Origin of the sequence: Halomonas sp. ALS9 (genome assembly GCF_001651035.1) — a bacterium.
In the GTDB taxonomy this organism is placed as follows: domain Bacteria; phylum Pseudomonadota; class Gammaproteobacteria; order Pseudomonadales; family Halomonadaceae; genus Vreelandella.
Genome location: NZ_LXRG01000163.1, coordinates 101,330 through 124,588 on the forward strand (window position 1 = coordinate 101,330; position 23,259 = coordinate 124,588).

Genomic DNA, 23,259 nt, shown 5'->3' on the forward strand with positions numbered 1-23,259 from the left:
CCGAACCTCTTGATTATCCAATCAAACTCACTCTTGTCTACCAGCAGGTGTAGGCTGCCGTACAAATTACTCGCTATGTTCGGGTTCGATAGAGAACGAATACAATGGTGAAAAAAAATCTGTTAAGCCGACTGCTTATAGTCTCCATTGCTGCTGCGATCTTAGTCGCGCTTAGCCTTCCTGTATCCCACCTAGTTGCTACTGTTGTCCGTGATCAGGACTCGCTTGAGTCTGTTCTTGCTGATTATGCAGATGATGTAAGTCGGCTCAACGCGATAAGGGTTCAAGAGATCTGGGCAGTACCCGATTCGCCTGATGATGCTGAGCTCCAATTAGTCGAGCTTCTGGCCAGGGCGCGGCGAGACCAGTTGCCGGTGTCTATCGCAGGGGCTAGACACTCGATGGGGGCTCACACGATTGCTCCGGATGGCATTATTATCAACATGTTGCCGTTCAATGAGATGTCGCTTAGTGAAGACGGAGATGTGTTGACGGTTCAGGCTGGCGCTCTTTGGTCGGATGTTATTCCTTTCCTTGATCGGCACGGTCGTTCCGTAGCAATTATGCAGTCGGACAGCTCTTTCTCCGTCGGAGGCACGCTTAGTGTCAATGCGCACGGTTGGCAGGCTAAACGTCCTCCAATCTCATCCTCGGTCAAGTCATTTCGACTGCTCTTGGCCGACGGCAGCATTCTGCGCTGTAGCCGGGAGGAAAACGCGGAGCTCTTCTCGCTAGTACTCGGCGGATACGGTCTGTTCGGCATTATCCTCGAAGCAGAGCTGTGGACTGTTCCTAACGAGTGGTATGAGGTAGAGCGTTACTCGGTACCGGCAGAGCGATTCGCCGAAGTTTTCCGAGAACAGGTAGACGGCGATGAGGCTGTTGAAATGGCATTTGGTCGGCTACGTGTAACCCCAAAATCGTTCCTCGAAGATGCGGTCTTGACCGTCTACCGTAAGACCAGCCAAGTCTCCGAACCGCTTCCAGCCCTAACCGAGTCCGCTCTTGATCCGCTGCGGCGAGTCATCTTTCGTGGTTCAGTCGAAAGCGACTACGGCAAGAGATTGCGCTGGAATCTAGAAACGACTTTTGGTGAGAAAGTCGGCGGGGACTTTGTTTCGCGCAACCAGCTTCTCAATACCGATGTGTCTCTTTACGCTAATCGCGTGGAGGAACAAACCGACATCATTCATGAGTACTTCGTACCGCCAAACCAGCTGGAAGCTTTCTTGATGCTTGCTAGGGAAATTATTCCTAGGCACAGCACTGACTTACTCAACATTACCCTGCGTGATGTTCGGGAGGACAATGACACCTACTTACGTTATGCCGATCAGAATGCGCTAGCGGTAGTGATGCTCTTCAGCCAGAGCCGCACAGAGGTGGCGGAGGCAAGTATGCGGGAGATGACTCGCGAGCTCATTGATGCCAGCCAAAGCGTTGGAGGCCGCTACTATCTTCCCTACCGACCGCACGCCACCGAAGAGCAATTTTTACAGGCCTACCCTCAGGCGGAAGAGTTTGTTGAACTGAAGCGGGCATATGATCCTGGTACTCTTTTTAGTAACCAGTTCTATGACAAGTACTTGAGTTGGTTAGGCGTCGACGAATAACCGCCAAAAACATGAAGTCGACGCGCCAGTGCCCGGTTGGTGTGAACGTTAGTAATTATGCCCTTAGAGTTAAGAAGCTGCTCCTCTCGTGTCGGTATATCGCCCCCCGTCTGATTTTACCGGCACCCTATCAAGCTGTTAGTTGGTTGCTTGTCGAAGGCTAGTGGGAGAAGTGCAAGGGGATAGATATTAATGAGTATTGAAAAAAGCTAAATAATAACAAATTTTTCTTTGCCATTAAGCTGGTCGGTGAGGTAAAGTTAATTATGTGGTTGTATAACTTAGCAAATCCTATGCCATAACTTTGGATTATAAAGAGGCCTGTCTATGAAGTTTGTAAGATATATTATAGCTGTCTTAGTCATTTTTCCTTTTCTGGATTTAGCTTATGGCGATGAAGTTAGAGCTTCATCGGGCAGCATCAATACCTCGGTAAGTGCTACTGATCAGGAGAGTTTTATATGCGCTTCAGGTAGTGCTAGGCCCTATTTTCTTTCGGCTATGCCACAGTTATTTGCTTCGAGATTAGCAGAGCACGGCTTGTTGCAGTCTGAAAACAGTGGGGTGTATCGCATTGCCTTGGTAATTGATGAAAGTGCACGACTCATTGGTTACGATGTAGGCGATAATACAAATGAAAGTTCCCGTGTCGTTCAGGAAATCATTAGCATAGATCAGTTCCCAAAGTTGCATGATAGTGCTAAATGTGTAGCTGGAAAAGTATTTCTGTATGAGATTACATTAGAGTAGTAGGAGGATAATCTTTTTATTGCGAGCAGTTTAAATCCACCTTGTTACGTTGAACGTGCTGACGTAAATCTCTGTAGTGTTTGGTAACATATTTTTCGCGATGCCGTCTTTGTTGATGAGCATCGCGATTATGCTACCGGGATAGCGCTGATAAGTCGCCTTCTTGCTTAATCGTTTGGCTAACAGATAGTGATTTATTACTTAGTATAGTTAAGATCTACATTCATAAATGTTAACTATTCTAGTGGAGGCCTGTGTTTAAGCTCGAAGTCACGGCATTAATCGTTGGTTTAGCAAGTGTTGTAGTAGCTTTGCTCATCCCTTTTATCTGGAGTGTGTTCCCAGAAATAATGCGCACCTATTTCCTCGGTGGCGAGCCAGGGGCAATGGTCGTTGGATTAGGCGTTTTAGTTGGGGTAGTGGGGAGTATGCTGTTCGTTATAAACCTGTTTCGCAAGCAGTTCACTCTTTGGTGGGCTAGGTTGTTAACGGTGTTGGCTCTCTACTTGGGTTTAGCCATCGCTGGTGCAACAGGAATTTAGCGATCCGCACATCACGAAGCACTTTAAGCGCGTAATTAGCCTTCCTTTACGCACCTTGCCAGGTTAACCATAAAATGAATATCGTCTAATTTTTAATTGATTGATATTAAGCTTTATTAGAGTATGTGAGCGAATCGATTAGAATTGGACATATGATTAGCAACTTCACGATTGCCGGGTGGGGCAGCTATCGCCCCCGCACCCTGCTAACTTCGCGCTCACTGGATGAGCGTCAAGGTCATCCTTCTGGCTGGACTGAGCGCCAGTTCGGCATCGCTGCGCGTCATGTTGCGGGTGAGGAGGAAACCACCTCAATGATGGCGACTGAGGCCGCTCGTGAGGCGCTGGATCGCGCAGGCTGGGGTAACTCGCCTCCCGACGTCATCATCGGCGGTTGTGGCGTTATGGAACAACCGATTCCGTCCACGGCCGCTTTAGTCCAGAACCGTCTCGGCTTTGGCCAGTCCGGCGTGCCTAGCTTTGACGTCAACCAGACCTGTTTATCCTTTATGGTGGCATTGGATATCGCCGCCATGGGAATTGCCTGTGGACGCTGGCGGCGCGCGCTGGTGTTCGCGAGCGATATCGCCTCGGCTGGGCTTAACCCCGAAGAGCCGAAAACGCGCTCCATCTTTGGCGATGGCGCAGCGGCGCTGGCGATTGAGGCGAGGTCAGACACAACCTGCGGAATGCGCTCAAGCGTGTCGGTTACCTATGGAGCTCACCACGAATTGGCGCAGCTTCGCGCAGGCGGCACAAAATTGCGTATTACTGAAGGTTACCAAGCGCTAGTCGCCGGCGCCTATTTCGAGATGGATGCCTTTGGCATTTTTAAGGCTGCTGCCAAGGTGTTGCCTGGAATCATCCAACGTGCGCTCGAACAGGCGGAAATAGGTAAGGATGATCTCGCCTGTGTGATTTGCCACCAAGCCAGTGCACCTGGGGTAGAGCATATCAAACGGCTTTTCGCGCCCAACAGTGACCGCGTGGTTAATATCTTCCCGACGAACGGTAACCAGATAGCCGCCTCAATCCCGACCGTGCTCGCCCACGCACTGACGATGGGTATTGCCAAGCGGGGTGGCTATATCTTGCTGCTAGGCACCGCCGCGGGGATCAGTGCCAGTGCCATGGTGCTCAAGCTATGAGCCAGCGGCGCATCCTGATAACCGGGGCGACCGGCGGGCTGGGCATGGCGCTGGTGCGCGAGGCGCTAAAACGCGGGCATGCTGTGCGTGCTACGGGTCGTTCGCAGGCGGCAGGCGAAGCGCTAACGTTACTCGGCGCGCAGTTCGTTAGGGTGGATCTTACCCACTCAAAGATCGATTTTCGCGAGCTCTTGAAAGACGTCGATAGCGTTATTCATGCCGCCGCATTATCGGCCAGCTGGGGGCCACAGCGTGCATTTGAACTCCACAATATTCATATGACCGAACAACTGCTTGATGCGGCCAGCCGCTCTGGCGTTGAGCGTTTCGTGTTTATTTCTTCGCCGTCAATTTTTGCTGCTTATCGTGATCGGCTAGCCATCGGTGAGCATGAAGCCCCCGCGTTCCAGCCACTCAACTACTATGCACGCACTAAGCTTGCGGCGGAACGCAGCGTGCTTGCGCCGCGGGAAGACGCCATGGCCTGCTGCGCCATTCGCCCGCGTGCGCTGGTGGGGCCGGGGGATCGGGTGATCCTACCCAAGTTGGCCGAACTGGCGGGGCGCAAGCGGATGCCGCTTCCGCGTGGCGGTCGGGCGCTGATTGAGTTGACCGATCTGCGCGATGCCGCATGGGCTATCTGCGCCGCTGAGGAGCGGGTGGTGGAGCTTACCGGAAAGGCGATCAATATATCGGGAGGTAGCCTTATTACGGTACGCGAAGTGGCTTATAAGCTCGCTGATGCGTTAGGCAAAACACCGCAGCTTGTCTCACTGCCGGTTGGCTTCGCGCGAGCTATCGCTGTGCTCAGTGAAAACGTTGCGCTGCTGATGCGTGCCTCACGGGAGCCGATGCTGACCCGCTATAAACTGGCGACGCTGGCCTATTCTCAAACCTTTGATCTCGAGCCCGCCCAGCGGCTGCTGGGCTATCGGCCACAGCATGATGCATTGGCTACTCTGCTGGCCGAAGCGCGCCAGCTCGCCACGCAGGAAAAACAGCCATGATCCGCGTCGGATTCCGTTGGCTTGAGCGCGGTTCATGCCGACATCCCGAGGTCGCCACTCTTTCGGGCGGCAGCCTATGCGCGGTTGATTTTCCCGCCATGGTGGGGGTGATAGAGCACCCGACACGGGGTATTTTGTTGTTTGATACCGGCTATGACCCTGCTTTTATCGATGCAACCGAGACGTTTCCCGAGCGATTCTATCGCTGGACAACGCCGGTCAAAATCGATGCACAGCAGGCGTGGAGCGCCTGGCTTGCGACCCATGGGATTGAAGACAGTGCGATTGCTGGCACCATCATCTCGCATTTTCATGGCGATCACGTTGCGGGAATGAGCCACCTTGCTCAGCGGCCGGTCTATTGCGCCCGGGCAGGCTTGTCCGAATTGCGCCGGCCGGGTCGCTTTGGCCGAGTGCGCCAGGGCTTGCTGCCTGCGCTGGTTCCTCAGGCGGCTGATGCTAACGCTCGCTTTTTCGAAGATGCCCCAGCAGTGGCGCTACCCAGCGGATTTGCGCCCTTCAGCGAAGGTCGTGACATCCTGGGTGACGGTAGTCTGATCGCCGTCGAACTGCCCGGCCATTGCGTCGGTCATTGGGGGCTGGCACTGCGCACCAGCGACGATCGCCAGGTCTTGCTGGCTGCCGATGCGGTGTGGCTTGGCAAGTCAATCACGCAACGCCGGCCACCGCCGCGGCTTACCACTGCACTTCTCGGCAATACCCAGCGTTACCGCGCAACTCTCAACCTGTTGAGCGAGGCGGCGTGCTGCAATGGCGACTTGGTGATCCTGCCTTCGCATTGTGCTGCCAGCGCCAAGCGTTTTGGCGGCCATGATGCGAGCTGACCGGGTCTTAGCCGCGTGGATACGAACGCGGCGTGCGCTGAGCATGCCGCCGGGGCAACTGGCTACGCGGCGAACCAACATGTGGCGCAAGCTGCAGCCTGTCATCGCCCGTACGCCCGCACTAGCACGCTATGACGGTCGTGATCTGGCGGAGTTTCCGGTCACTGACATCGCGGATCTTCGTGCTGATTACGGCGCCTGGAACAGCCTAGGCATGCGCGATGAGGAACTGCGCGGGTTGGCCGCTGCCGCGGAGCAAGGCACAGTCGTTAGCGAATTGTCGGCAGGCTGGTCGACCGGAACGGGAGGCGGTGCGCGAGGGCTCTTTCTCGCCAGCCCCGCAGAGCGTGCCGACTACATCGGCCAGAGCCTGGCCCAACTGCTACCGGCGCGTGCCTTGCTCAAGCGCCAACGGCTCGCCCTGCATTTGCGCGCCAGTAATGCGCTCTACAGCGATGTTGGGCGAGGGCGGTTTACGTTTGCCCATTTCCCCCTCGAAGCGTCGATTGAACAGAGCGTTGCAGAATTGGCGCAATTCGAGCCGACGATCCTGATCGCACCGCCGCATCGGCTGGCCGCTTTCGCAGCAGCAGGGGCGCATTTCCCCTCGCTTCAGCATCTGTTTTGCGGCAGCGAACCCGCCGGTGAAGCTGAGCGTCACTTCTTTACTGAGCGGTTGGGGGTAAGGCCACGCCAAATATATCAAGCGACTGAAGGGTTTCTGGCCGCTGAGTGTGCGAACGGCCGGCTGCATCTTAATGATCATGCGATGGCTATCGAGCTTGAGCCGGTTCCCGGCACGCCCGGCTATCGACCGATCATTACCGATCTTCGCCGCACTAGCCAACCGATTGTTCGCATTCGCGGCGACGATTATCTTGAGCTCGACTCTTGTCCCTGCCCGTGCGGTTTCGCGGGCCGGGTTATCCATGCGCCACAAGGCCGGGTGAACGATATCTGGCGCTTTGCCGATGGCACCGTCACCCCGCCCGAGGTAGTTGCATCGCTTGAGGCGGTGCTGGGGGGCGACAAAATATGGCAGGCCGAAGCAGGGCCAGAGCGGGTCGTGCTGCATTTGTCGCCGCTTTGTTCAACAACCACTTCGACGATGGCTGCACGGGCACTGAGCCAGGCATGCGATTTGCCGGTGCCGGTTGAAGTCGCCCATGATCTAAGCGCGTGGAGTGGCCCCAAACGCCGTAAAGTGGTGTGGCGCGATGGCTAGACGCGTGCTTATTACCGGTGCTCGGGCGGTTGCCGCGTTGGATCTTGCCCGTGATTTCGCCGCTGCGGGATGGGAGCCTCATCTGGCGGACAGCGTACCGGTGCGCATGGCGCGCTGGTCGAAAACCCCTGCCCAGGTGCATCGCTATCCTGCGCCCCGACAGCAGGGTACCGCCTTTCGCGCGCGTATTGTCGAGCTAGTCGATACCTTCGGTTTCGAGCGGGTAGTGCCGACCTGTGAGGAGGTTTTCCATCTTGCGGCGCCCGCCCTTCAGCGCCGATTGGGTGAGCGCCTGTTTGTGCCTAACCTTGTCACGCTGCGCCAACTGCACGACAAGTTCGCCTTTGCACGCCACTGCGGCGAATGGGGCCTACCTGTGCCGGAAAGCCATCCGATAGATTGCATAGAAGAGCTGGAACGCTTCGCTAGCAGAAGTCGCGAGTGGGTATTCAAACCGCGCTTCAGCCGATTTGGTGATAGCGCACTGGTCGCCCCTGACCGGTGTGCGTTAGCCGCTATTACACCCAGCCCCGACGCACCCTGGATGGCACAAGCGCGTATCCATGGTGAAGAAGTCTGCTTTCATGGCGTGGCGCATCGGGGAGCGTTGGTCGCCTTTGCTGCCTACCGCTCCAGCTGGCGCTTGAGCGGGGGAGCTGGCTATGCTTTCGACCCTGTCGCTGACCACCGTCGCGAAACGCTGCGCAAAATGGCCGCCCGCTTGGCGCAGTGTGCCAATATTCACGGGCAGTTTGCCTGCGATGCAATGTTCGATGAAGCGGGTGCTGCCTACTTGCTCGAATGCAATCCACGCGCGACCAGCGGTGTGCATCTGCTTACGGGCGCAGGTCATCTTGCTCATGCCATAGGGGACGGTGTAGCCGCACCTGAGGCTACGCCAGGCACTCTTTATCTTGGCCCAGCGATGGTCGTATTTGGCCTGCCGCAGGCGTTGTGCGGGGCGCGAGTGCGTGATTGGTGGCGCTGCGTTGCTACTGGTCGTGATGTGGTGTCTCGCCCCGGCGATCGTTGGCCGCTGGTCGGTGCGCTTTGCGATGCCGCCTCCTTTGCCCTGACGGGCCTTACACACAATATTTCGACAAACGCCGCTACCACTTACGATCTTGAGTGGAATGGTGAGGAGCTGCCTTGATGACATTTCCCCAGTCAGTCCGCGATGCCTGGCACTTGGTTGCCTTATCGAAAAATCTGAAACGCGGCAAAGCGCAAAAAGTCATGTGTTGCGGCACACCGATTGCGCTCTTTCGCAGTGAAGAGGGGATTGGTGCCTTGGTCGATCGCTGCCCGCACCGCAATTACCCGCTTTCCGAAGGGCGTGTGCACAAAGGGGCTCTCGAGTGCCCATACCACGGCTGGCGTTTCGCAAGCGATGGAACCTGCACCGAGGTGCCCGGCTGTCTGGTCGATACGACCCATGATCAACGGCTCAAGGCCGATGCAATGCGCGTGGTCGAGCGGCACGGGGGAATCTTTGTGGCGCTTTCTGACGCGGCACCCGCCGAGCCAGCGTTACCTCCTGACTTCGGTAACCCTGAACTCGATCATTTCTGGTGGCAACAAGGCACCTGGGTGGGACGCGCCTACGATGCGGTCGAAAACGTGATGGATCCGTTCCACACTAATCATCTGCATCATGGTTTTATTCGTCGCCGGGATCGACGCTTGCCAGTGGAGCTGATTGTTACCAGCTACGGTGACGGAATCGATATGGCAATTGAGCAAACCCAGCCCGATTATGGCCTGATGTCGCGCTTTTTGGAGCGTGATCGCTCGCGCAGTGTCTCGCGCTATTATCCGCCCACTATGGTTCAAGCGCGGTGGGAAGGTGAGACCAAGCTGACCCTGTGTGTCACCGCCATTTTTACGCCAGCGACGGGAAGCAGCTTCACGCCTTTCGCGCGCTTTTCGACACCCAAAGGCATGGCGCCAAGCTGGCTTAAACAGGCGGCCATTCGGTTGTTCCTGGCCCCAGTGGTCTCGCAAGATCGTCGCGCACTAGAGCGCCAGCACGAAGTGATGACTCACTTCGGCCAGCCTAAATTCATCTCTGGGCCTGGCGACATTCTCAAAACCCGATTACATCGCCTTTGGGTGGGCGAGCAGTTAGAGCCTGGCATCGATCCAATCGTTGAAGTAAGGCTTTAGCTTGATCGCAATGGAAGTCCGTTGTTGGATTTTTATCATAAGCTTTTGTCTGCAAGTTCGCATGTAACGGTGCTTCAGACTCAATGTTCTCGATATAAGAAGTTAAGAAGGGAATAATGGTGCTAATTTTTCTTTGATTTAATGTTTGTTTTGTATAAAATATAGCAAATTTATTAGAGATGCTTCGTCAAGAAGATGAGCTGTCGATTTTTAAGGGAGGAGTAAAGAGTGAAAAAAGAGAGTTTTGAGTATGTAGGGTTTTGGGCTCGTGTCGGTGCATCCATCATTGATGCTATTTTATTAATGCTAATAACTTATCCTCTGTTAGCTTTTCTTTATAGTGGTACTGCTAATGTTAGTCAGAACAGCCTGTATCTGATAACAGCCGATATTTTTATATCGTGGATTTTACCTGCAGTTGGTGTAATCGTTTTCTGGTGTGCTAAGCAAGCGACGCCAGGGAAAATGGCTGTATCTTGTAAAATAGTTGACGCTTCTTCAGGGGAACCAGCAGGTCGCGGACAATTGTTCGGTAGGTATTTTGCCTACACCATTTCAGGTATTCCATTTGGCCTTGGATTTTTGTGGGTAGCTTGTGACGAGCGAAAACAAGGCTGGCATGACAAATTGTCTGGTACGATGGTTATACGCCAAGCGGCATCTAAGGATATGGCCTGTGATGAAGTGGATCGTTAAGCGAGTATGATTTAATAATGGTTGTAACATGTGAGGATTTATAAACAAGTAGCTGAGTTTTATGCCTATGAGTATCGTTGTTTTTGTGATTGTCTTGTTCTTGGTTCCAGTGATTATTTGCGTAATGAGTAATAATCTCTATTCTGGAAGGCTAAGAAGTGTGTCAGTATCTGCCATATCGGCAGTATTTGTTTATCTGTTTATTCTCGGTAGCGTTACATTCATTGAATTAAAGCTTGATGCCGAACTGACAGCTTTCGATATCAATGGGGATGGAGTTTTCTCTGGTAGTGAGATAACACCAGAGCAAGAAAAAGCAATGCATCGGGTGATAGCGGATACAGGCAGAACATTTGCACCAATAACCGGCGCAGTATTTTCTATATTTTATTTTTTAGGAGTGTGGTTGCTGCTTGTTATTATTAAATTATTGGTCAAAATGAAAAATTAAGGTCGTATCTATGAGAAGTGTTTTTTTATCTTTTTTCTTTGAGTTGCAAGGGGTTCTTTATAAGGCCAGGGAGCAATTTGTAGGAGTAGGGTTTAAGTTATCTAGTCAATTTTATATCTTTTTTAAGAGTGAGCCAGTGTGGAATGTTCATGCAAGGCAATTGATCTTATATCCCAAAAATAGTTTAGGTTTTCATTTGGGGAGTTTTTTATTGAAAAACAAATTTGAGCCACAGCCACGTTGTGAGGATCATGACGTTTTTCATGTTTTGACTGGTTTTTCTACAGATGTGGCTCAAGAAATTGCGATGCAATATTGGCTCTGGGGTAACGGTAAGCGCAGCATTTATTCGGCTCTTGCGATGTTTGTAGGGATCGTTTTTTATCCTGATCAATATGGAGTGTTTTTAAATTCCTATCGTCAGGGGGGGAGGTATATGGCTATACATGATATTGATTATCAAAAGAGGTTGCTATCTCCTGTTGCGAACTTTATGCCTAAGTTAAAATAAAGCGGCGAGCAGAAGTGGTTGATAAAAAATAAATGGATATGGTTTAGTTGGCTTAAAAGCTGAGGCACTGAAAACCAAGGAAAATCTATGAATCTTCTGTTTATTTGCAGCGAAAATAGGCTACGGAGCCCGACGGCTGAACGTGTCTTTTCAGCTTATCCTGGTATTCAAGCAATCGGAGCTGGAACAAGTTCGAGTGCTAAAACGCCCGTTTCTTGGCGCTTAATTGAGTGGGCTGATATCGTCCTGGTGATGGAAAAGAGCCACCGGGATGAAGTCGCCAAGACGTACGGGGAGTTACTCAAGGGGAAGAGACTAGTCTGCCTGGATATTCCCGACCACTACGAGTTGATGCAGCCTGAACTGATCACCTTGCTCAAAGAAAGGGTTCCGGAGTATGTGGGGTTGTCGTCTGTCGAGACATAGCCAGGAGCCGGTGCGCCTTAGGATTGATAGTAGCGCCGACGAGTCGCACACCGTTCACTTCAGGTTTATATGAAATTATACTTATAAAAATCCTGGTTTTTTAAAGCTATGGTAAGGTAAAGTTTACTTGATTAACCAGAGCCATAACCGGGAGAGAAGCATGTATCGAATATTGATTGTTCTATGTATTTTTTTAGCAGGCTGCACCACAAAGCTGTGGGAGCCCAAGCCTGAGAGAGTGATGGCCGTTAATGGTTTCTACGTTAATAAAGAAACGAACGATTTAGTGGTCACCACGCGGCGTGAAGCTTTTTTATTTCCCTCTCAGCAGCAACTTGGTCAGGCGCTGATGCTTAGCCGAGAAGTTGAGTTTCTTCCCGAATTTAGCGGCTTCTCGCTATCTAGCTCCAATGTGGTGACCGGCAGCATTAAGCTCACATTGCATGAACAGAACCCTTCAGCCGAGCTTGTCAGTCAATTAACCGCATTGGGCTTTACGAAAAATCCTGTCACGAATAACTTCCTGTTGATACGCGAGATTAGGGGTGAGCGATATACCATTGAAGGAAGTTTGCCGCTTGAAAAGCTAGAAAACGAGTACCAAGTCAGTATGAGCATGCCCAGGGGCCCCATCGATACAGCCGGGCGTGTTATCGCAACGCCTGTTGCCATTACGTTTGATGCAGCCGCGACGGTCGTGGCGATTCCTCTCTTCGCACTCTTTATAGTCTCTTATGGTTTGACCGGACCATGAGCAAGCAGAGGATCTTAACGAGCGCACAGGGAAAGTTTAAAAACAGTTGTCTGTAGAGACAGACTAATATGCCTAGGCTTTTTCTGAAAAGTCGGTGTGCGCAGGCCAGGCAAGGCCACAATCTATTAAAAAGAATCGGATTCGCGTGCGAGTTTATGGATTGTCAATGAGTTCTTTGATTGGACTCGTGCACGAACCGATTCTTATCGCTGTATGGCCAAGCGTAATAATTAACCAGAGGTTCCCTGGTATTTATTAAAGAACGGAGGTTAAGGGTGGGACTATTCGATAACTTCAAGAAGAAGCGTGCCATTAAAGGCTACATAGAAAAACTACCTAACGTTTTGGTAAACGATTATGGCCGCCAGGAATATTACACGCAGCTGCAGGTAAGGCGGAGTATTGAGCGCGCGGGGCTAAATAGCCAGCATCAACATTACGCGCTGGCGATGTATACCAATCATCCAGAGTTTATCGCTTATCAGAGCGAAATACATGAAAATTTCAGCTATGAAGAGCTGCGTGAAGAGGTCGGCGGTGCCTACTTTTCTGGTAGCACAGATTTCAACTGTTCAAGCGTAATCGCGGCGTCAGCGAGTTTTGGAGGTGACTCGTCTAGCATCGATTGCTCGGGAGGCGGAGGAGATGGTGGCAGTAATTGAGTCAGCAACAGCCCATGGCAAGACCATGGAATTCCCTCAATATATAAAGACGGCCAATGGATTGCGCCAGCAAGTCGATAACCATTTAACTAGCTAAAATCGAATGAAAAAACGTGTGTACTCGACGTCACCGCCAGCACCGAGCGCTATTTTCTCGATGAGCTTGGCCTTTTTGTTCGATTCTAGGTAGAAGGTTGGCCGTTTTTGGACTTAGGCAGTTTTTACAGTGTGTTTTTTTCAAGCTGAATTGATTTATGCTTGGTTATCAAAGTGGGTACTTAACATTATAGTCTAACTAAGCGCATGGTTTCAGTACTGAGTAAAGGAAGCGTATGGATCCTATTTCAACGTCATACACCGAAACAATTGCTTCGCGTGTATTTGATGCCGTCTTTGATGGCTCACGGCAACAAATACGCCTCGAAATTGGCCAGCCTATTCAGGATGTTGAGACAGTCGGCGGTACAGACTGGCGATGCCCTGTTCGCTTACTAATTAACGAGAGCCAAGTGTATATTCAAAATGCATGTGGAGTAGATTCTTACCAGGCGCTGGCTTTGGCAATCAACCAGCTGTCTGGTTTTGCTCTTCACCGGGCAGCATCTGGGTGTCAAATATTGGAGTTTCTTGGGCAGTCCATAAAGATTGAATCATTGCTACAAATTACCCACCAAGGTACTGCACCGGACGTCCTGACGGGCGTTGGTGTACTCAATGACTATAAAAATAGTTGAGGTGAGTATGCAATTCATCGTAAAACATAGATGAGAGGAAATTGGGTAAGCAATTTCCTTTTGCCTACGCTGCTGGCGGAGACAGCCGCTACCAAGTATCGTATCTTCAGAAGAGTGTATATTAGCGCTGGAGCAGCTTCTTATAAAAGAGAAAGCGCTGAGCGTAGAAAGCTACCCATGGTGACAGTAGATAAAAACTACGAATCAATAGCGACGAAGGCCCCATATCCTTCCTTGAATTATTCGCTGGGCGTCGTCAACTTATTGTTTATCACCTTATGTATGCGTTTGATTGGAAAGCGGGTTGTGACGGGTGTTCGTGGGTGGCCGATGCAATGACTCACTCAGCCCATCTACAGGCTCGCGATACCTCACGGGTAATGGTGTCACGCGCTCCTCTTGAGAAAATCAATCAGTACAAAACGCGTATGGGTTGGGCGATTCACTGGTACTCCTCTTTTGAGAGCGACTTTAACTATGATTTTGGGGTGACGACAGCGGAGGGGGAAAGGCATGGTGCCTCCGTGTTTCTCCGCGATGGGTACGATATATATCGCACTTATTTTACCGGGGCGCGTGGAGTCGAATATTTAGGTAGCTTCTGGACGTACTTGGATTTAACACCTTATGGTCGCCTGGAAACGTGGGAAGACTCTCCAGAAGGCTGGCCTCAGACGAAGCCTTATGTATGGAACCGACGCCATGACGAGTATGACATTTCAGCATCCAGAAGCTCGCCGGGATGGCTACAGCTGCAGTAATCTTTTCCGCGCTCGGATTTCTTCCAGTTTGCACTGTTACGACTCGCCTTAACCGCTACTTCAAACAAACTCCCGCTTCTCGTGCTTAGCAACATGAATAGCTTTTACGGTGGCTATTGCCGATGACCACAAACTCAATGGCCCAGAGCTCACCAACAACGACCAATGTGCTGAGCACTAGCGTCTCAACGAAATCTAGCAAGTTTCGGGTCGGCGTTGGGTAAATGACTTCTTATGATCTTCGCTGTTGATGGGGAGTTCTCCCTATCTCTAACAGTGATGGAGGTCACAAAGATGGGTGCACTCGAAAATAAGGTCGCCATTGTTACTGGAGCCAGCGCAGGTATTGGCAGAGCGACCGCCCGGCTTTTCGCTAAGGAAGGGGCTACTGTAGTGGTAGCGGCCAGAAGAGAGTCAGAGCTGGGAGCATTGGTCGACGCTATACAAGAAGAGGGTGGCCAAGCGTTAGCGGTTGCAGGCGATGTAGGTGATGAGCATTTCGCCAAGAAGCTCGTTGGCGAGACACTAGCGCGGTTTGGTCAGTTGGACGTGGCGTTTAACAACGCAGGCATTTTAGGCGCGATGGGGCCAGTGCCCGAAATGTCATTGGCCGATTGGGATCAGGTAATCACAACCAATTTAACGAGCGCTTTTCTGGCAGCTAAGTATCAGTTGCCTGCCATGCAGTCGGCTGGCGGTGGCTCATTAATTTTTACTTCGACATTTGTCGGCTATAGTGCAGGAATGCCAGGTATGGCGGCTTATGCGGCCAGCAAAGCAGGGTTAATCGGGCTGACGCAAGTGCTCGCCTGTGAATATGGCCCTCATAACATTCGGGTAAATGCATTATTGCCGGGGGGAACGGATACCGCTGCAGCCAGGGAGTTTGCCAACACTCCCGAAGCATTAGCATTCGTAGCCAACCTGCATGCAATGAAACGAACGGCAAAACCTGAAGAAATTGCTCAATCTGCTCTCTACCTGGCTTCTGATGCCTCCAGCTTTACAACCGGGTCTGCGCTGTTGGTAGATGGTGGGGTGTCAATAAATCGTACCTGAAGATAGTGCCTCAATCTGGCTATCATCAGATTTAGAGGCCATAAACTATCATCCATCATGACGACAGGCAGCCCGCTAGGGAGGAGTGGGCTGCCCCTTTTAATAGGAGGGCTGTTAATTGTCAGGTTAAAAATTATGACACAACGGGCTACGACATTTCAGCTTAAAGCAACGCTTCTTCGCCCGGCCAAGCAGGAGAGCGATGATACGCTGGCTTTAGTCGTGCTGCCCAGCTACTGCACAAATATTTATTCTTTGATAGCTAAATCAGCTGCTAGCAATCCGGCATTTTTAAGCGCACTTGCAACTGATTGCTGATGTCTTTCATCTCCAAATTCTTGATATTCTGCAGAAATTTCGTGAAATGACTCGACACCCAAGTATCTGCCCAGTGTCTTAATGTGCGGCCCGAGATGATTCATATGCTCTCGTTCCTCTCCTGGCCCAAACCCAAATTCGCCGCATGAGGTTACTAAGACCAGCGTTTTTCCTGATAAAAGCGGCTCTATAGGATGGTCTCCGCGCGCCAAGTCAAAACTAAATGTTTTGTTGATACGCATGACCTGATCGAACCACGCTTTAAGAGGGGCTGGCATACCGTAGTTGTACATCGGTGAAGAGATCAAAATAACATCCGCTTGAGCCAGCTCGCTAAATAGCTGATCGGATAAGGCCAGTTTTTCACATTGCTCAGGGCTTTTACGCTCATCAGGGGTGAAAACAGCGCCGATCCACTCTTGGTCAATAAAAGCGGGTGGGGTTAATCCAATATCACGATAGATATACTTATCTATATTTCGAAGTGACTGCCATGTGCTGACAAACTGCATAGCAATGCGCTTTGATATTGAGTTGTGGTCAGGGTTTGGGTTTGTCGCCATACGTACGCTAGCGTCTATATGAAGTAATGTGCGCATAATATTCTCAGCGGGTAGCTATGTGGAGTGGCTATGCTGCCTTTTTGCCAATGCTGCGACAAATGAATAAACTGGATAAATAGGTGAGTAAAACTTATCTATCAAGATTTCTAGCTGAAACCTATATTGGGGGTTACTGGTGGTGAAAGCTTCATTACAGGCGATTAGAGTGTTTGAAGTAGCTGCTCGTCTGGAGAGTTTTAAAGAGGCCGCTGAGGAGTTGTCGATGACGCCAGCGGGAGTATCCCACCACATCAGCAATCTTGAGCAGAGGCTAGGGGTGCCGCTATTTACTCGGAAAAACCGTAAAGTGACCTTAACTGTCGGGGGGCGGCAGCTTTCTGAGGCAACGACAGATGGACTTCAGAGAATCCAAAGAGCGTTAGATGATATAAAGCTAGATGCGTCGCGCATTAATGTTGAGGCAACGTCATCTTTTGCCGCACTGGTGTTGATCCCCTTGTTACGCGATTTTAATCAGGTCTATCAAAATATTGATGTTGAGGTGTCAACGGGTGAAGCGGTATCTGCCAAGATGAATGCCCTGCCCATTCGTCTTGGCGATGTAAACATGGTTGGTAAGTCGAGCGTGTTAAAAGTAGAGCGGTTTAACGTGTATGGTGCTCCCTCTTATCTTCGTACCATGAGTGCAAATAAGACATCGTTTATTTACTTGACTAAATGGAAAAATAGTAAGCTGCCAGATTCTCCTTGGACTGACTGGTTAACGGAAAATGAGGGGGCTATTCCAAACGTTGGGATAAGATATTTTGATCAAGAGCTGTATGGTGTGTATGAAGCTATGGCAGGGAAGGGGTTAGTGTTTTGCTCGGAAACCCTGGTTTCTGAATTTGTAAAAGCAAACACATTGCAGCCGGTTTCGAAACAGAACATCGAATCGCAACTGTGCTACTACATCCCCACACAAAGCGGGCAATATAGTGCAAAAAAGCAGATTTTTATCAAGTGGCTTAATGCGAATATAATTTAAATTATACTATTAAATTCATCACTATGAGCGTTATTAAACGATGCTAATTCAGCATATAAAGGCTAGCCTTGGTGAAGCACATACAGCACTTGAGAAGCTTCTCGCCAATCAACAGGCGCTTACCCGCATTGAACGTGCCGCGGGCTTATTGATTGAATGCTTTGAACGCAAAGGCCGTGTGTACTCATGCGGCAATGGAGGCTCGATGTGCGATGCGATGCATTTCGCCGAAGAGCTTACGGGACGTTATCGCCACGGCCGTGCCGCACTAGCCGCTGCGGCAATTAGTGATCCTGGGCATATAAGCTGCGTTGGTAACGACCTAGGCTATGAGTATGTATTTTCGCGATACATTGAGGCGCATGGTCGTGCGGGTGACTGCTTATTGGCGCTTAGCACCAGTGGCACAAGTAAAAATATTCTAGCTGCCGCTCGTGCAGCTAAGTCACAGGGTTTAAGCGTCATAATCTTGTCGGGTAGGCAAAGTTCAGCGCTTGAAGCTTTGAGTGACGTTTATATCTGTACGCCAGCGGGCAGCTTTGCTGATCGTGTTCAAGAGCTGCATATCAAAGTGCTACATATCCTCATTGAATTAGTTGAACGACATTTTTTTCCGGCTAACTATCAACCGAGTGCTTAACATCTAGCGTTGATGTTTTAAAGGTGCCTGCCAATGTCTGAACAGTTGTTTTATCCGATTATTGAAACCGAACGATTAAAATTACGTCCGTTGCTGCGTAGTGATTCGGAAAGCCTGTTAGAAATATTCTCCAATCCGGAGGTGATGAAGTACTGGAACACCGCACCTTGGACGGGAATGCAAGATGCCCTGGATTTCGTTAATAGCAACAATGACTCCATGCGACGTCAGGAATCATTGGTGCTGGGGGTATGCCTGAAATCGACAGGTGAGTTGGCTGGGAAGTGCATGCTGTTCAGCTATAGCAAGAACTCCAGGCGCGCTGAGATTGGTTTTGGCTTAGGCCGCTCGTTTTGGGGGAAGGGCTATATCAATGAGGCTGGAGAAGCACTGATTCAATATGGCTTTAATAAGTTAGGGCTTCGCCGTATAGAGGCTGAGATTGACCCAGATAACCACCCTTCTGCGAAAGCACTGAAAAAGCTTGGCTTTTCACAAGAGGGCTTGCTGAGGCAGCGTTGGGAAATCGATGGTGTTGTCTCAGATTCTGCACTATATGGAAGACTTGCAAGCGATGAGCCGCCGGAATCGGCATAATCAATGCCCTCTCTTAGGGCATTGTAGCGGCTCCAAGCTTTCATTCAGATAATCTAAAAAACAGTCAGCGTAGGCACCTACAATACACTGATGGGTTCAGCCTGGTAGGCTTTATGAAGCAAGCTGATCAATGGTGTTGCTTCTGCAAAAGCAGTGGTAGCAATGGCAGTGACTGCGATGCCGGGTGTCCATGAATTCATCACCGCGGCGCCGGACAGTTCCGAAAGACGCTCAATGGTGATCTCCTCATGGCGCTGGGCAATACCAAGGCGGTTCAGTTGGCGTTGAACGATACCCATCATAGTGCCCTGCAACATCAATGCCTGTGGCCAGATAACCGTCTCACCTTCCCAGAAGGCAAGGTTCCAGATGGTTGCCTCGCTTAATCGCCCGTGGCGATCGACAAACGCAGCGTCATCGAAGCCCTGGCGTAGAGCTTGATGAAGATAGTAGGTTTTACCCGCCTCACCAACGTGCTTGATAAAAGCCAGAGGCCGCTCGTGGTCTACCCTACTCAGCCTCAACGGCCCTTTGGGGCCATTAACCGGTGCGCTGCTACGAATGAGCACTTCTGGTTCTGCATCCATGCTGGCTGCAATGAATTCACCATGGCGAGAGAAGAGGGTGACCATCAATGAATGGTCTTTCGGACCTTCAGTTATGGCTGTTTTGATGTAGGAAACGAGTTGTTCCTCAGGGAGCATCCTTCCAAAAAACTCTTTTGACGCTTTCTGCAGGCGGGCAAGATGAAGATCTAGTCCTTTGACCTTACTATCTCGTACCTGCATGGCCGTGAAATGGGCAAACCCTGCAAAAGCCAGGGGGATCAGCTCTGAAAGAGTGGCTGGCAGCCCATTAATATGGGCCTGAAAATTGCTGGCGTTATTGGACATAACAGTGACTCCTGGTTGAACTTGCAGTAAGGAGTCACTACCCTAAACCCTTACAGTACTGTAAGGGTCAATAGAGCGAATGAAAATAGGTGAACTGGCGAAACGCACCGGAGTGAGCATCCGCATGCTGCGCTACTATGAAACGGAAGGTTTGCTTAAGCCAAAGCGCACCACCAATGGGTATCGTCATTACGCGCAGAGCGAGGTTCGAACTGTCGAACGGATCAAGCTGCTCGGTTCAGCAGGCATGACTCTGGCAACTATCAAGCAATTCCTACCATGTGTGAGGGGGGAGGGCCCCGTCTTCGAACCCTGTGACGAACTACGCAATGTGTTGTGTGATCAAATTAAGTTTGCCGACCAGAAAGCAGCGAAACTGGCTCAAAGTCGTGCCATTTTGGAAAGTTTCCTGTTCGATATAGAACGGCAGTGAAGTAGTGCTTTGGAAAGGGGGCATGGGATTGCTTTAGCTGTCGAAGTAGACAATCATTTTTAGATGACGGTGCTCATCGACGATTAGCGTCTCATGGGTGTAGGTATGATGCACGCCATCTGTATCAAAGAGGTTGCTAATTCCTCTATTGTATCCCTCCATATTTGAAGCTTCCCACCAGCGACGGAAATCAGGTGATAATTGACTAAGCTCGTCGATCAGCGTTTGCATGATCGGGTCTTCAGGGGCGACCGCTAAGTCACAACGAAACTGCGCCAACATATGCGAGGCATCCTGTTGCCAGTCAGGGAGTCGCTGTCGCAGGTCAGGAGCGGTAAACACCATCCTTAATAGATTGCGTTCAGGCGCTTCTCGGCTGCTGAACTGGAGTAGCTCATCAGCCTGCGTATTCCAGCCAATAATATCCCAGCGCAGATTCATGACGTAGCTAGGGCGAGAGAGGTCATTCATCAGCGACTGAATGCGGGGAGACGTGCTTTGCTCTTGATACGCTTCTGACGGCGGAGCCCGGCGGTGTGCCAACAGAAAAAGATGACAGCACTCGGCGTCATCCAGTTTTAGGGCACGAGAGATATTGAGCAGAAAGCGTTCGGAGACCTTAATGTCACGGCCCTGCTCAAACCACGTGTACCAAGTCAGTCCTACCCCGGCAAGCGCCGCAACCTCTTCTCGTCTTAACCCTGGTGTACGCCTTCGCCCACTGGTGGGAAGCCCGACGTCAGCGGGTGTTAGTTTGCGACGATGCCGCAGCATGAACTCGGTAAGATCACTCTGTGTTCGCTCAAGCCTTTGATTCGCCATACTATTACCTTTGGTAATAGGATAATTAGCTATATTGTAACCCTATATAGAGTGTCTGAGAATGCCTACTTCTATGATGAAGTCGGAGGCAGCATGTCATTCAAATGTGATGTTCACACCCCTTTTTATACGGATACAGGCGGGCGGCCCTATAACAAAGCAGGCATTAAAGAGTGGGCGGGGCTTGCGGTACTGGCACTGCCCACTATGTTGCTTGGTTTCGACGTCACTATTCTCTACCTTGCGCTTCCTGCCCTGGCGATAGAGCTACAGCCGAGCAGTACTCAGGTATTGTGGATTATGGACGTCTATGGCTTCATGATTTCTGGTTTCCTGATCACTATGGGCACACTCGGGGATAGGGTTGGCCGACGTCGGCTACTGATGATTGGCGCCTTTGCGTTTGCGGTCGCGTCAGTGTTTGCAGCTTATGCACCCAATGCCGAGTGGCTCATTGTGGCGCGGGCAGCACTGGGTATTGCTGGGGCAACCCTGATGCCTTCTACGCTGGCCCTGATTAGCAATATGTTTTTTGATCTGCGCCAGCGCGCACTGGCGATCGGTATATGGGCAACCATGTTCGCACTGGGTATGGCGTTGGGCCCGATGGTCGGTGGGTTGCTGTTAGCTCCCTTTTGGTGGGGAGCTGCTTTCCTAATTGCCGTACCCATCGTCATTATACTGTTGTTAACTGCCCCCTTACTGCTGCCTGAGTACCGTAACCCACAGGCTGGTCGTCTAGATCTTTTGAGTGTCCTATTGCTGCTAATAGCAATTTTGCCAAGTATCTATGGCATTAAAGAATTTTCCAAAGCCGGTGTAACGCCAGTGGTGTTGGTCACTCTTGCGCTAGGAGTCGTAGGAACACTGCTCTTTGTACGTCGCCAAAAGCAGCTTCCCGATCCTCTGCTTGATCTCCAGCTGTTTGCCAGTAAAACCTTTACTGCTGCCCTCTTTATACTCCTGATAGGGCTGGTGGGCGTGGCGGGAATGATGCTCTTAGTTACCCAATATCTTCAGCTAGTCGCAGGTTACACGCCGTTGTTTGCCGGGCTGTTGATGGGGCCTCCGGCACTAATGATGGTGTTTGCCGGGATACTTGCTCCTCTCTTTGCACGTCGAATTCGGCCAGCGTTTGTTATTGCTGCGGCGCTTATTATTTCAAGCATCGGTTGCGGTTTACTGGCTCAAGTAGACCCGCACGCCGTTCAAGTACTCCAGGTCGTCGTAGGGTTTTCACTGGTTTACCTCGGGCTGGGCACCATCGCCGCGCTTGGCACAGACTTGGTGGTAGGGGCTGCTCCTGCGGAAAAAGCAGGGTCTGCATCGTCGATGTCCGAGATGGTTCAAGAGTTGGGAGTGGCACTAGGCGTAGCACTTATCGGCAGCATGGCAACCCTGTTGTATCGCGTGCAGATTGCCAGTGTGATTCCTGTTGGGGTGCCTGACGATATCTCACGTGCCCTCGGAGAAAGTTTGTGGGCAACAACGTCAGTTTCTGAGCGGCTTCCCTACGGGATGCTTGAGCAAGCACAGGCTGCATTTACGCAAGGTATGAATATGGCAGCCACAGTAAGTGGCATCACTATCTTGGCGCTCGCGTTGATATCAGCCGTCACTCTACGACATGTGAAAGCGGTTGGAGAAGAGAGTGATTGCGATGCCCGTGGGTAAGTGAGAGCTAGGCGCAGCTCTATCTAAACCGCATTAAACTAATAATTAAACAGGGGGGGGGAAACGGGGCATGAGCCTGTCTAACACAGGAGATTGCTGTTGATAGCAACTAAAAAATTTATAGGGAACTGGAGCAATTTAGCATTTAGTAAATATAAATAACAGCTCAATCGCTTAAGGGGAATGACTCCCAGGCTCTAAAGAGATTATGGCTATAAATGACGGTTAAGCATTGAAAAACCCCGTATGCTCCGCCAAAACCGCTAAGCCGATCCCGATTAACACAACACCACCAATAAGCTCCGCCCAATGGCCGACAAACTTACCGAGCCTATGGCCCAGCAGGGTGCCGATAGAGGCCATTACCGTCGTGGCAAGGCCGATGGCTAGACTGGTGGCGATAATACTGGCATCGATAAAGGCAAGGCTAGCACCAACGGCCATGGCATCCAGACTGGTGGCCGTTGCCGTGAGTACCAGTAACCAGAGTGTTTGTTGTCGATGCTCTATGTTGTCTTCTTTTTTAAGCCCGGCGTAAATCATATGCAGGCCAATGACGGAAAGCAGGGTAAAGGCCACCCAGTGATCCCAGGCTTGCACATATTGCTGCGATGCCTTTCCCGCTACCCAGCCAAGAACGGGGGTGATTGCCTCGATAACGCCGAATACCAAGCCAATGCCAATAGCGTGGCGGAGCCGAGGTTTGGTTAGCTCTGCGCCTTTGCTGATAGAAGCGGCAAAGGCATCCGCTGACATGGAAACAGCCAGGAATATTAAGGCGATGGGGGTCATAAAGTGTGAATTCTCTGGTTGAAAAGTACCCTGCACACAAAACCGAAAGCATGCTGCTAGATAACATGCCTGAGTTTATTGGTCGGGTATTAAATAAAGCTGAATCCTACCATGCTTTAATGATTTAACAAGTAGCGAGATTAAAAATAA

27 protein-coding genes are annotated in these 23,259 nt (G+C 50.9%); 23 read left to right on the forward strand and 4 right to left on the reverse strand.

The annotated features are described in order from the left end of the window. Positions 1 to 107: 107 nt before the first annotated feature. The 18 genes from A6R74_RS11120 to A6R74_RS11205 all read left to right on the forward strand — a co-directional run bounded on the left by A6R74_RS11120 (position 108) and on the right by A6R74_RS11205 (position 15,350). Positions 108 to 1,613, forward strand: a complete 1,506-nt coding sequence (locus A6R74_RS11120; protein ID WP_165603376.1) for an FAD-binding oxidoreductase — start codon at positions 108 to 110, stop codon at positions 1,611 to 1,613. A gap of 327 nt (positions 1,614 to 1,940) precedes the next feature. Then, positions 1,941 to 2,363 (forward strand): hypothetical protein, encoded by a 423-nt coding sequence (locus A6R74_RS11125; RefSeq protein WP_064234556.1) that lies wholly within the window; start codon positions 1,941 to 1,943, stop codon positions 2,361 to 2,363. A gap of 254 nt (positions 2,364 to 2,617) precedes the next feature. Then, positions 2,618 to 2,905, forward strand: coding sequence for a hypothetical protein (locus tag A6R74_RS11130; protein ID WP_064234557.1), 288 nt, complete (start codon positions 2,618 to 2,620; stop codon positions 2,903 to 2,905). Between the two features lie 152 nt (positions 2,906 to 3,057). Continuing rightward, positions 3,058 to 4,053 carry a 3-oxoacyl-[acyl-carrier-protein] synthase III C-terminal domain-containing protein gene (locus A6R74_RS11135; RefSeq protein ID WP_064234558.1) on the forward strand — a complete coding sequence of 332 codons (996 nt, stop codon included), beginning with the start codon at positions 3,058 to 3,060 and terminating at the stop codon, positions 4,051 to 4,053. Then, a complete protein-coding gene (locus A6R74_RS11140) occupies positions 4,050 to 5,060 on the forward strand; it encodes an NAD-dependent epimerase/dehydratase family protein (protein ID WP_064234559.1) in 1,011 nt (336 codons plus the stop codon). The genes A6R74_RS11135 and A6R74_RS11140 overlap by 4 nt, the downstream gene beginning before the upstream one ends. Continuing rightward, a complete protein-coding gene (locus A6R74_RS11145; protein WP_064234560.1) occupies positions 5,057 to 5,905 on the forward strand; it encodes an MBL fold metallo-hydrolase in 849 nt (282 codons plus the stop codon). The genes A6R74_RS11140 and A6R74_RS11145 overlap by 4 nt, the downstream gene beginning before the upstream one ends. Before the next feature lie 79 nt (positions 5,906 to 5,984). Continuing rightward, complete coding sequence (locus tag A6R74_RS11150) at positions 5,985 to 7,130, forward strand: cell division protein FtsA (RefSeq protein WP_125410297.1); 1,146 nt, start codon at positions 5,985 to 5,987, stop codon at positions 7,128 to 7,130. Then, positions 7,123 to 8,283, forward strand: a complete 1,161-nt coding sequence (locus A6R74_RS11155; RefSeq protein ID WP_064234562.1) for an ATP-grasp domain-containing protein — start codon at positions 7,123 to 7,125, stop codon at positions 8,281 to 8,283. The genes A6R74_RS11150 and A6R74_RS11155 overlap by 8 nt, the downstream gene beginning before the upstream one ends. Continuing rightward, positions 8,283 to 9,296, forward strand: a complete 1,014-nt coding sequence (locus A6R74_RS11160; protein WP_064234563.1) for an aromatic ring-hydroxylating oxygenase subunit alpha — start codon at positions 8,283 to 8,285, stop codon at positions 9,294 to 9,296. Before A6R74_RS11155 ends, A6R74_RS11160 begins: the two co-directional genes overlap by 1 nt. Positions 9,297 to 9,524: 228 nt before the next feature. Beyond that, on the forward strand, positions 9,525 to 9,992 hold the full coding sequence (locus A6R74_RS11165) for an RDD family protein (RefSeq protein WP_064234564.1): 468 nt from the start codon (positions 9,525 to 9,527) through the stop codon (positions 9,990 to 9,992). A 67-nt stretch (positions 9,993 to 10,059) separates the two neighbouring features. Beyond that, a complete protein-coding gene (locus A6R74_RS11170; protein ID WP_064234565.1) occupies positions 10,060 to 10,443 on the forward strand; it encodes a hypothetical protein in 384 nt (127 codons plus the stop codon). Positions 10,444 to 10,453: 10 nt separating this feature from the next. Beyond that, positions 10,454 to 10,954 carry a hypothetical protein gene (locus tag A6R74_RS11175; protein ID WP_064234566.1) on the forward strand — a complete coding sequence of 167 codons (501 nt, stop codon included), beginning with the start codon at positions 10,454 to 10,456 and terminating at the stop codon, positions 10,952 to 10,954. An 87-nt stretch (positions 10,955 to 11,041) separates the two neighbouring features. Further along, the gene (locus A6R74_RS11180; protein ID WP_064234567.1) at positions 11,042 to 11,380 is read left to right on the forward strand and encodes a low molecular weight protein tyrosine phosphatase family protein; all 339 of its coding nucleotides are present in this window, start codon (positions 11,042 to 11,044) and stop codon (positions 11,378 to 11,380) included. 160 nt (positions 11,381 to 11,540) lie between these two features. Continuing rightward, positions 11,541 to 12,134: a hypothetical protein gene (locus A6R74_RS11185; protein ID WP_064234568.1), complete on the forward strand. Its 594-nt coding sequence runs from the start codon at positions 11,541 to 11,543 to the stop codon at positions 12,132 to 12,134. A gap of 275 nt (positions 12,135 to 12,409) precedes the next feature. Continuing rightward, on the forward strand, positions 12,410 to 12,796 hold the full coding sequence (locus A6R74_RS11190) for a DUF6559 family protein (protein ID WP_064234569.1): 387 nt from the start codon (positions 12,410 to 12,412) through the stop codon (positions 12,794 to 12,796). A 332-nt stretch (positions 12,797 to 13,128) separates the two neighbouring features. Beyond that, complete coding sequence (locus tag A6R74_RS11195) at positions 13,129 to 13,530, forward strand: DUF6968 family protein (RefSeq protein ID WP_064234570.1); 402 nt, start codon at positions 13,129 to 13,131, stop codon at positions 13,528 to 13,530. A gap of 224 nt (positions 13,531 to 13,754) precedes the next feature. After that, the gene (locus A6R74_RS11200) at positions 13,755 to 14,291 is read left to right on the forward strand and encodes a DUF899 family protein (RefSeq protein ID WP_240488216.1); all 537 of its coding nucleotides are present in this window, start codon (positions 13,755 to 13,757) and stop codon (positions 14,289 to 14,291) included. 294 nt (positions 14,292 to 14,585) lie between these two features. After that, positions 14,586 to 15,350: an SDR family oxidoreductase gene (locus A6R74_RS11205; protein WP_064234571.1), complete on the forward strand. Its 765-nt coding sequence runs from the start codon at positions 14,586 to 14,588 to the stop codon at positions 15,348 to 15,350. A 248-nt stretch (positions 15,351 to 15,598) separates the two neighbouring features. Here the strand turns inward: A6R74_RS11205 and A6R74_RS11210 are convergent, their stop codons facing one another. Continuing rightward, positions 15,599 to 16,267, reverse strand: coding sequence for an FMN-dependent NADH-azoreductase (locus A6R74_RS11210; protein ID WP_064234572.1), 669 nt, complete (start codon positions 16,265 to 16,267; stop codon positions 15,599 to 15,601). A 142-nt stretch (positions 16,268 to 16,409) separates the two neighbouring features. Between A6R74_RS11210 and A6R74_RS11215 the strand changes: the two genes are divergently transcribed. The 3 genes from A6R74_RS11215 to A6R74_RS11225 are packed head-to-tail and all read left to right on the forward strand — an operon-like array spanning position 16,410 to position 18,495. Continuing rightward, the gene (locus A6R74_RS11215) at positions 16,410 to 17,258 is read left to right on the forward strand and encodes a LysR family transcriptional regulator (RefSeq protein WP_064234662.1); all 849 of its coding nucleotides are present in this window, start codon (positions 16,410 to 16,412) and stop codon (positions 17,256 to 17,258) included. 40 nt (positions 17,259 to 17,298) lie between these two features. Continuing rightward, the gene (locus A6R74_RS11220; protein ID WP_064234573.1) at positions 17,299 to 17,898 is read left to right on the forward strand and encodes an SIS domain-containing protein; all 600 of its coding nucleotides are present in this window, start codon (positions 17,299 to 17,301) and stop codon (positions 17,896 to 17,898) included. A 33-nt stretch (positions 17,899 to 17,931) separates the two neighbouring features. Continuing rightward, the gene (locus A6R74_RS11225) at positions 17,932 to 18,495 is read left to right on the forward strand and encodes a GNAT family N-acetyltransferase (RefSeq protein ID WP_064234574.1); all 564 of its coding nucleotides are present in this window, start codon (positions 17,932 to 17,934) and stop codon (positions 18,493 to 18,495) included. A 77-nt stretch (positions 18,496 to 18,572) separates the two neighbouring features. On the opposite strand, the gene A6R74_RS11230 is transcribed toward A6R74_RS11225, so the two are convergent. Then, on the reverse strand, positions 18,573 to 19,388 hold the full coding sequence (locus A6R74_RS11230) for an aminotransferase class IV family protein (protein ID WP_064234575.1): 816 nt from the start codon (positions 19,386 to 19,388) through the stop codon (positions 18,573 to 18,575). Between the two features lie 79 nt (positions 19,389 to 19,467). Here A6R74_RS11230 and A6R74_RS11235 point away from each other — a divergent pair, with 79 nt between their 5' ends. After that, positions 19,468 to 19,821, forward strand: coding sequence for a MerR family transcriptional regulator (locus tag A6R74_RS11235; RefSeq protein ID WP_064234576.1), 354 nt, complete (start codon positions 19,468 to 19,470; stop codon positions 19,819 to 19,821). A gap of 33 nt (positions 19,822 to 19,854) precedes the next feature. On the opposite strand, the gene A6R74_RS11240 is transcribed toward A6R74_RS11235, so the two are convergent. Next, positions 19,855 to 20,643, reverse strand: a complete 789-nt coding sequence (locus tag A6R74_RS11240; protein ID WP_064234577.1) for a helix-turn-helix transcriptional regulator — start codon at positions 20,641 to 20,643, stop codon at positions 19,855 to 19,857. A gap of 93 nt (positions 20,644 to 20,736) precedes the next feature. Here A6R74_RS11240 and A6R74_RS11245 point away from each other — a divergent pair, with 93 nt between their 5' ends. Then, positions 20,737 to 22,317, forward strand: coding sequence for an MFS transporter (locus A6R74_RS11245; protein ID WP_064234578.1), 1,581 nt, complete (start codon positions 20,737 to 20,739; stop codon positions 22,315 to 22,317). Positions 22,318 to 22,542: 225 nt separating this feature from the next. On the opposite strand, the gene A6R74_RS11250 is transcribed toward A6R74_RS11245, so the two are convergent. Next, positions 22,543 to 23,109, reverse strand: coding sequence for a manganese efflux pump MntP (locus A6R74_RS11250; RefSeq protein ID WP_064234579.1), 567 nt, complete (start codon positions 23,107 to 23,109; stop codon positions 22,543 to 22,545). Positions 23,110 to 23,259: the final 150 nt, after the last annotated feature.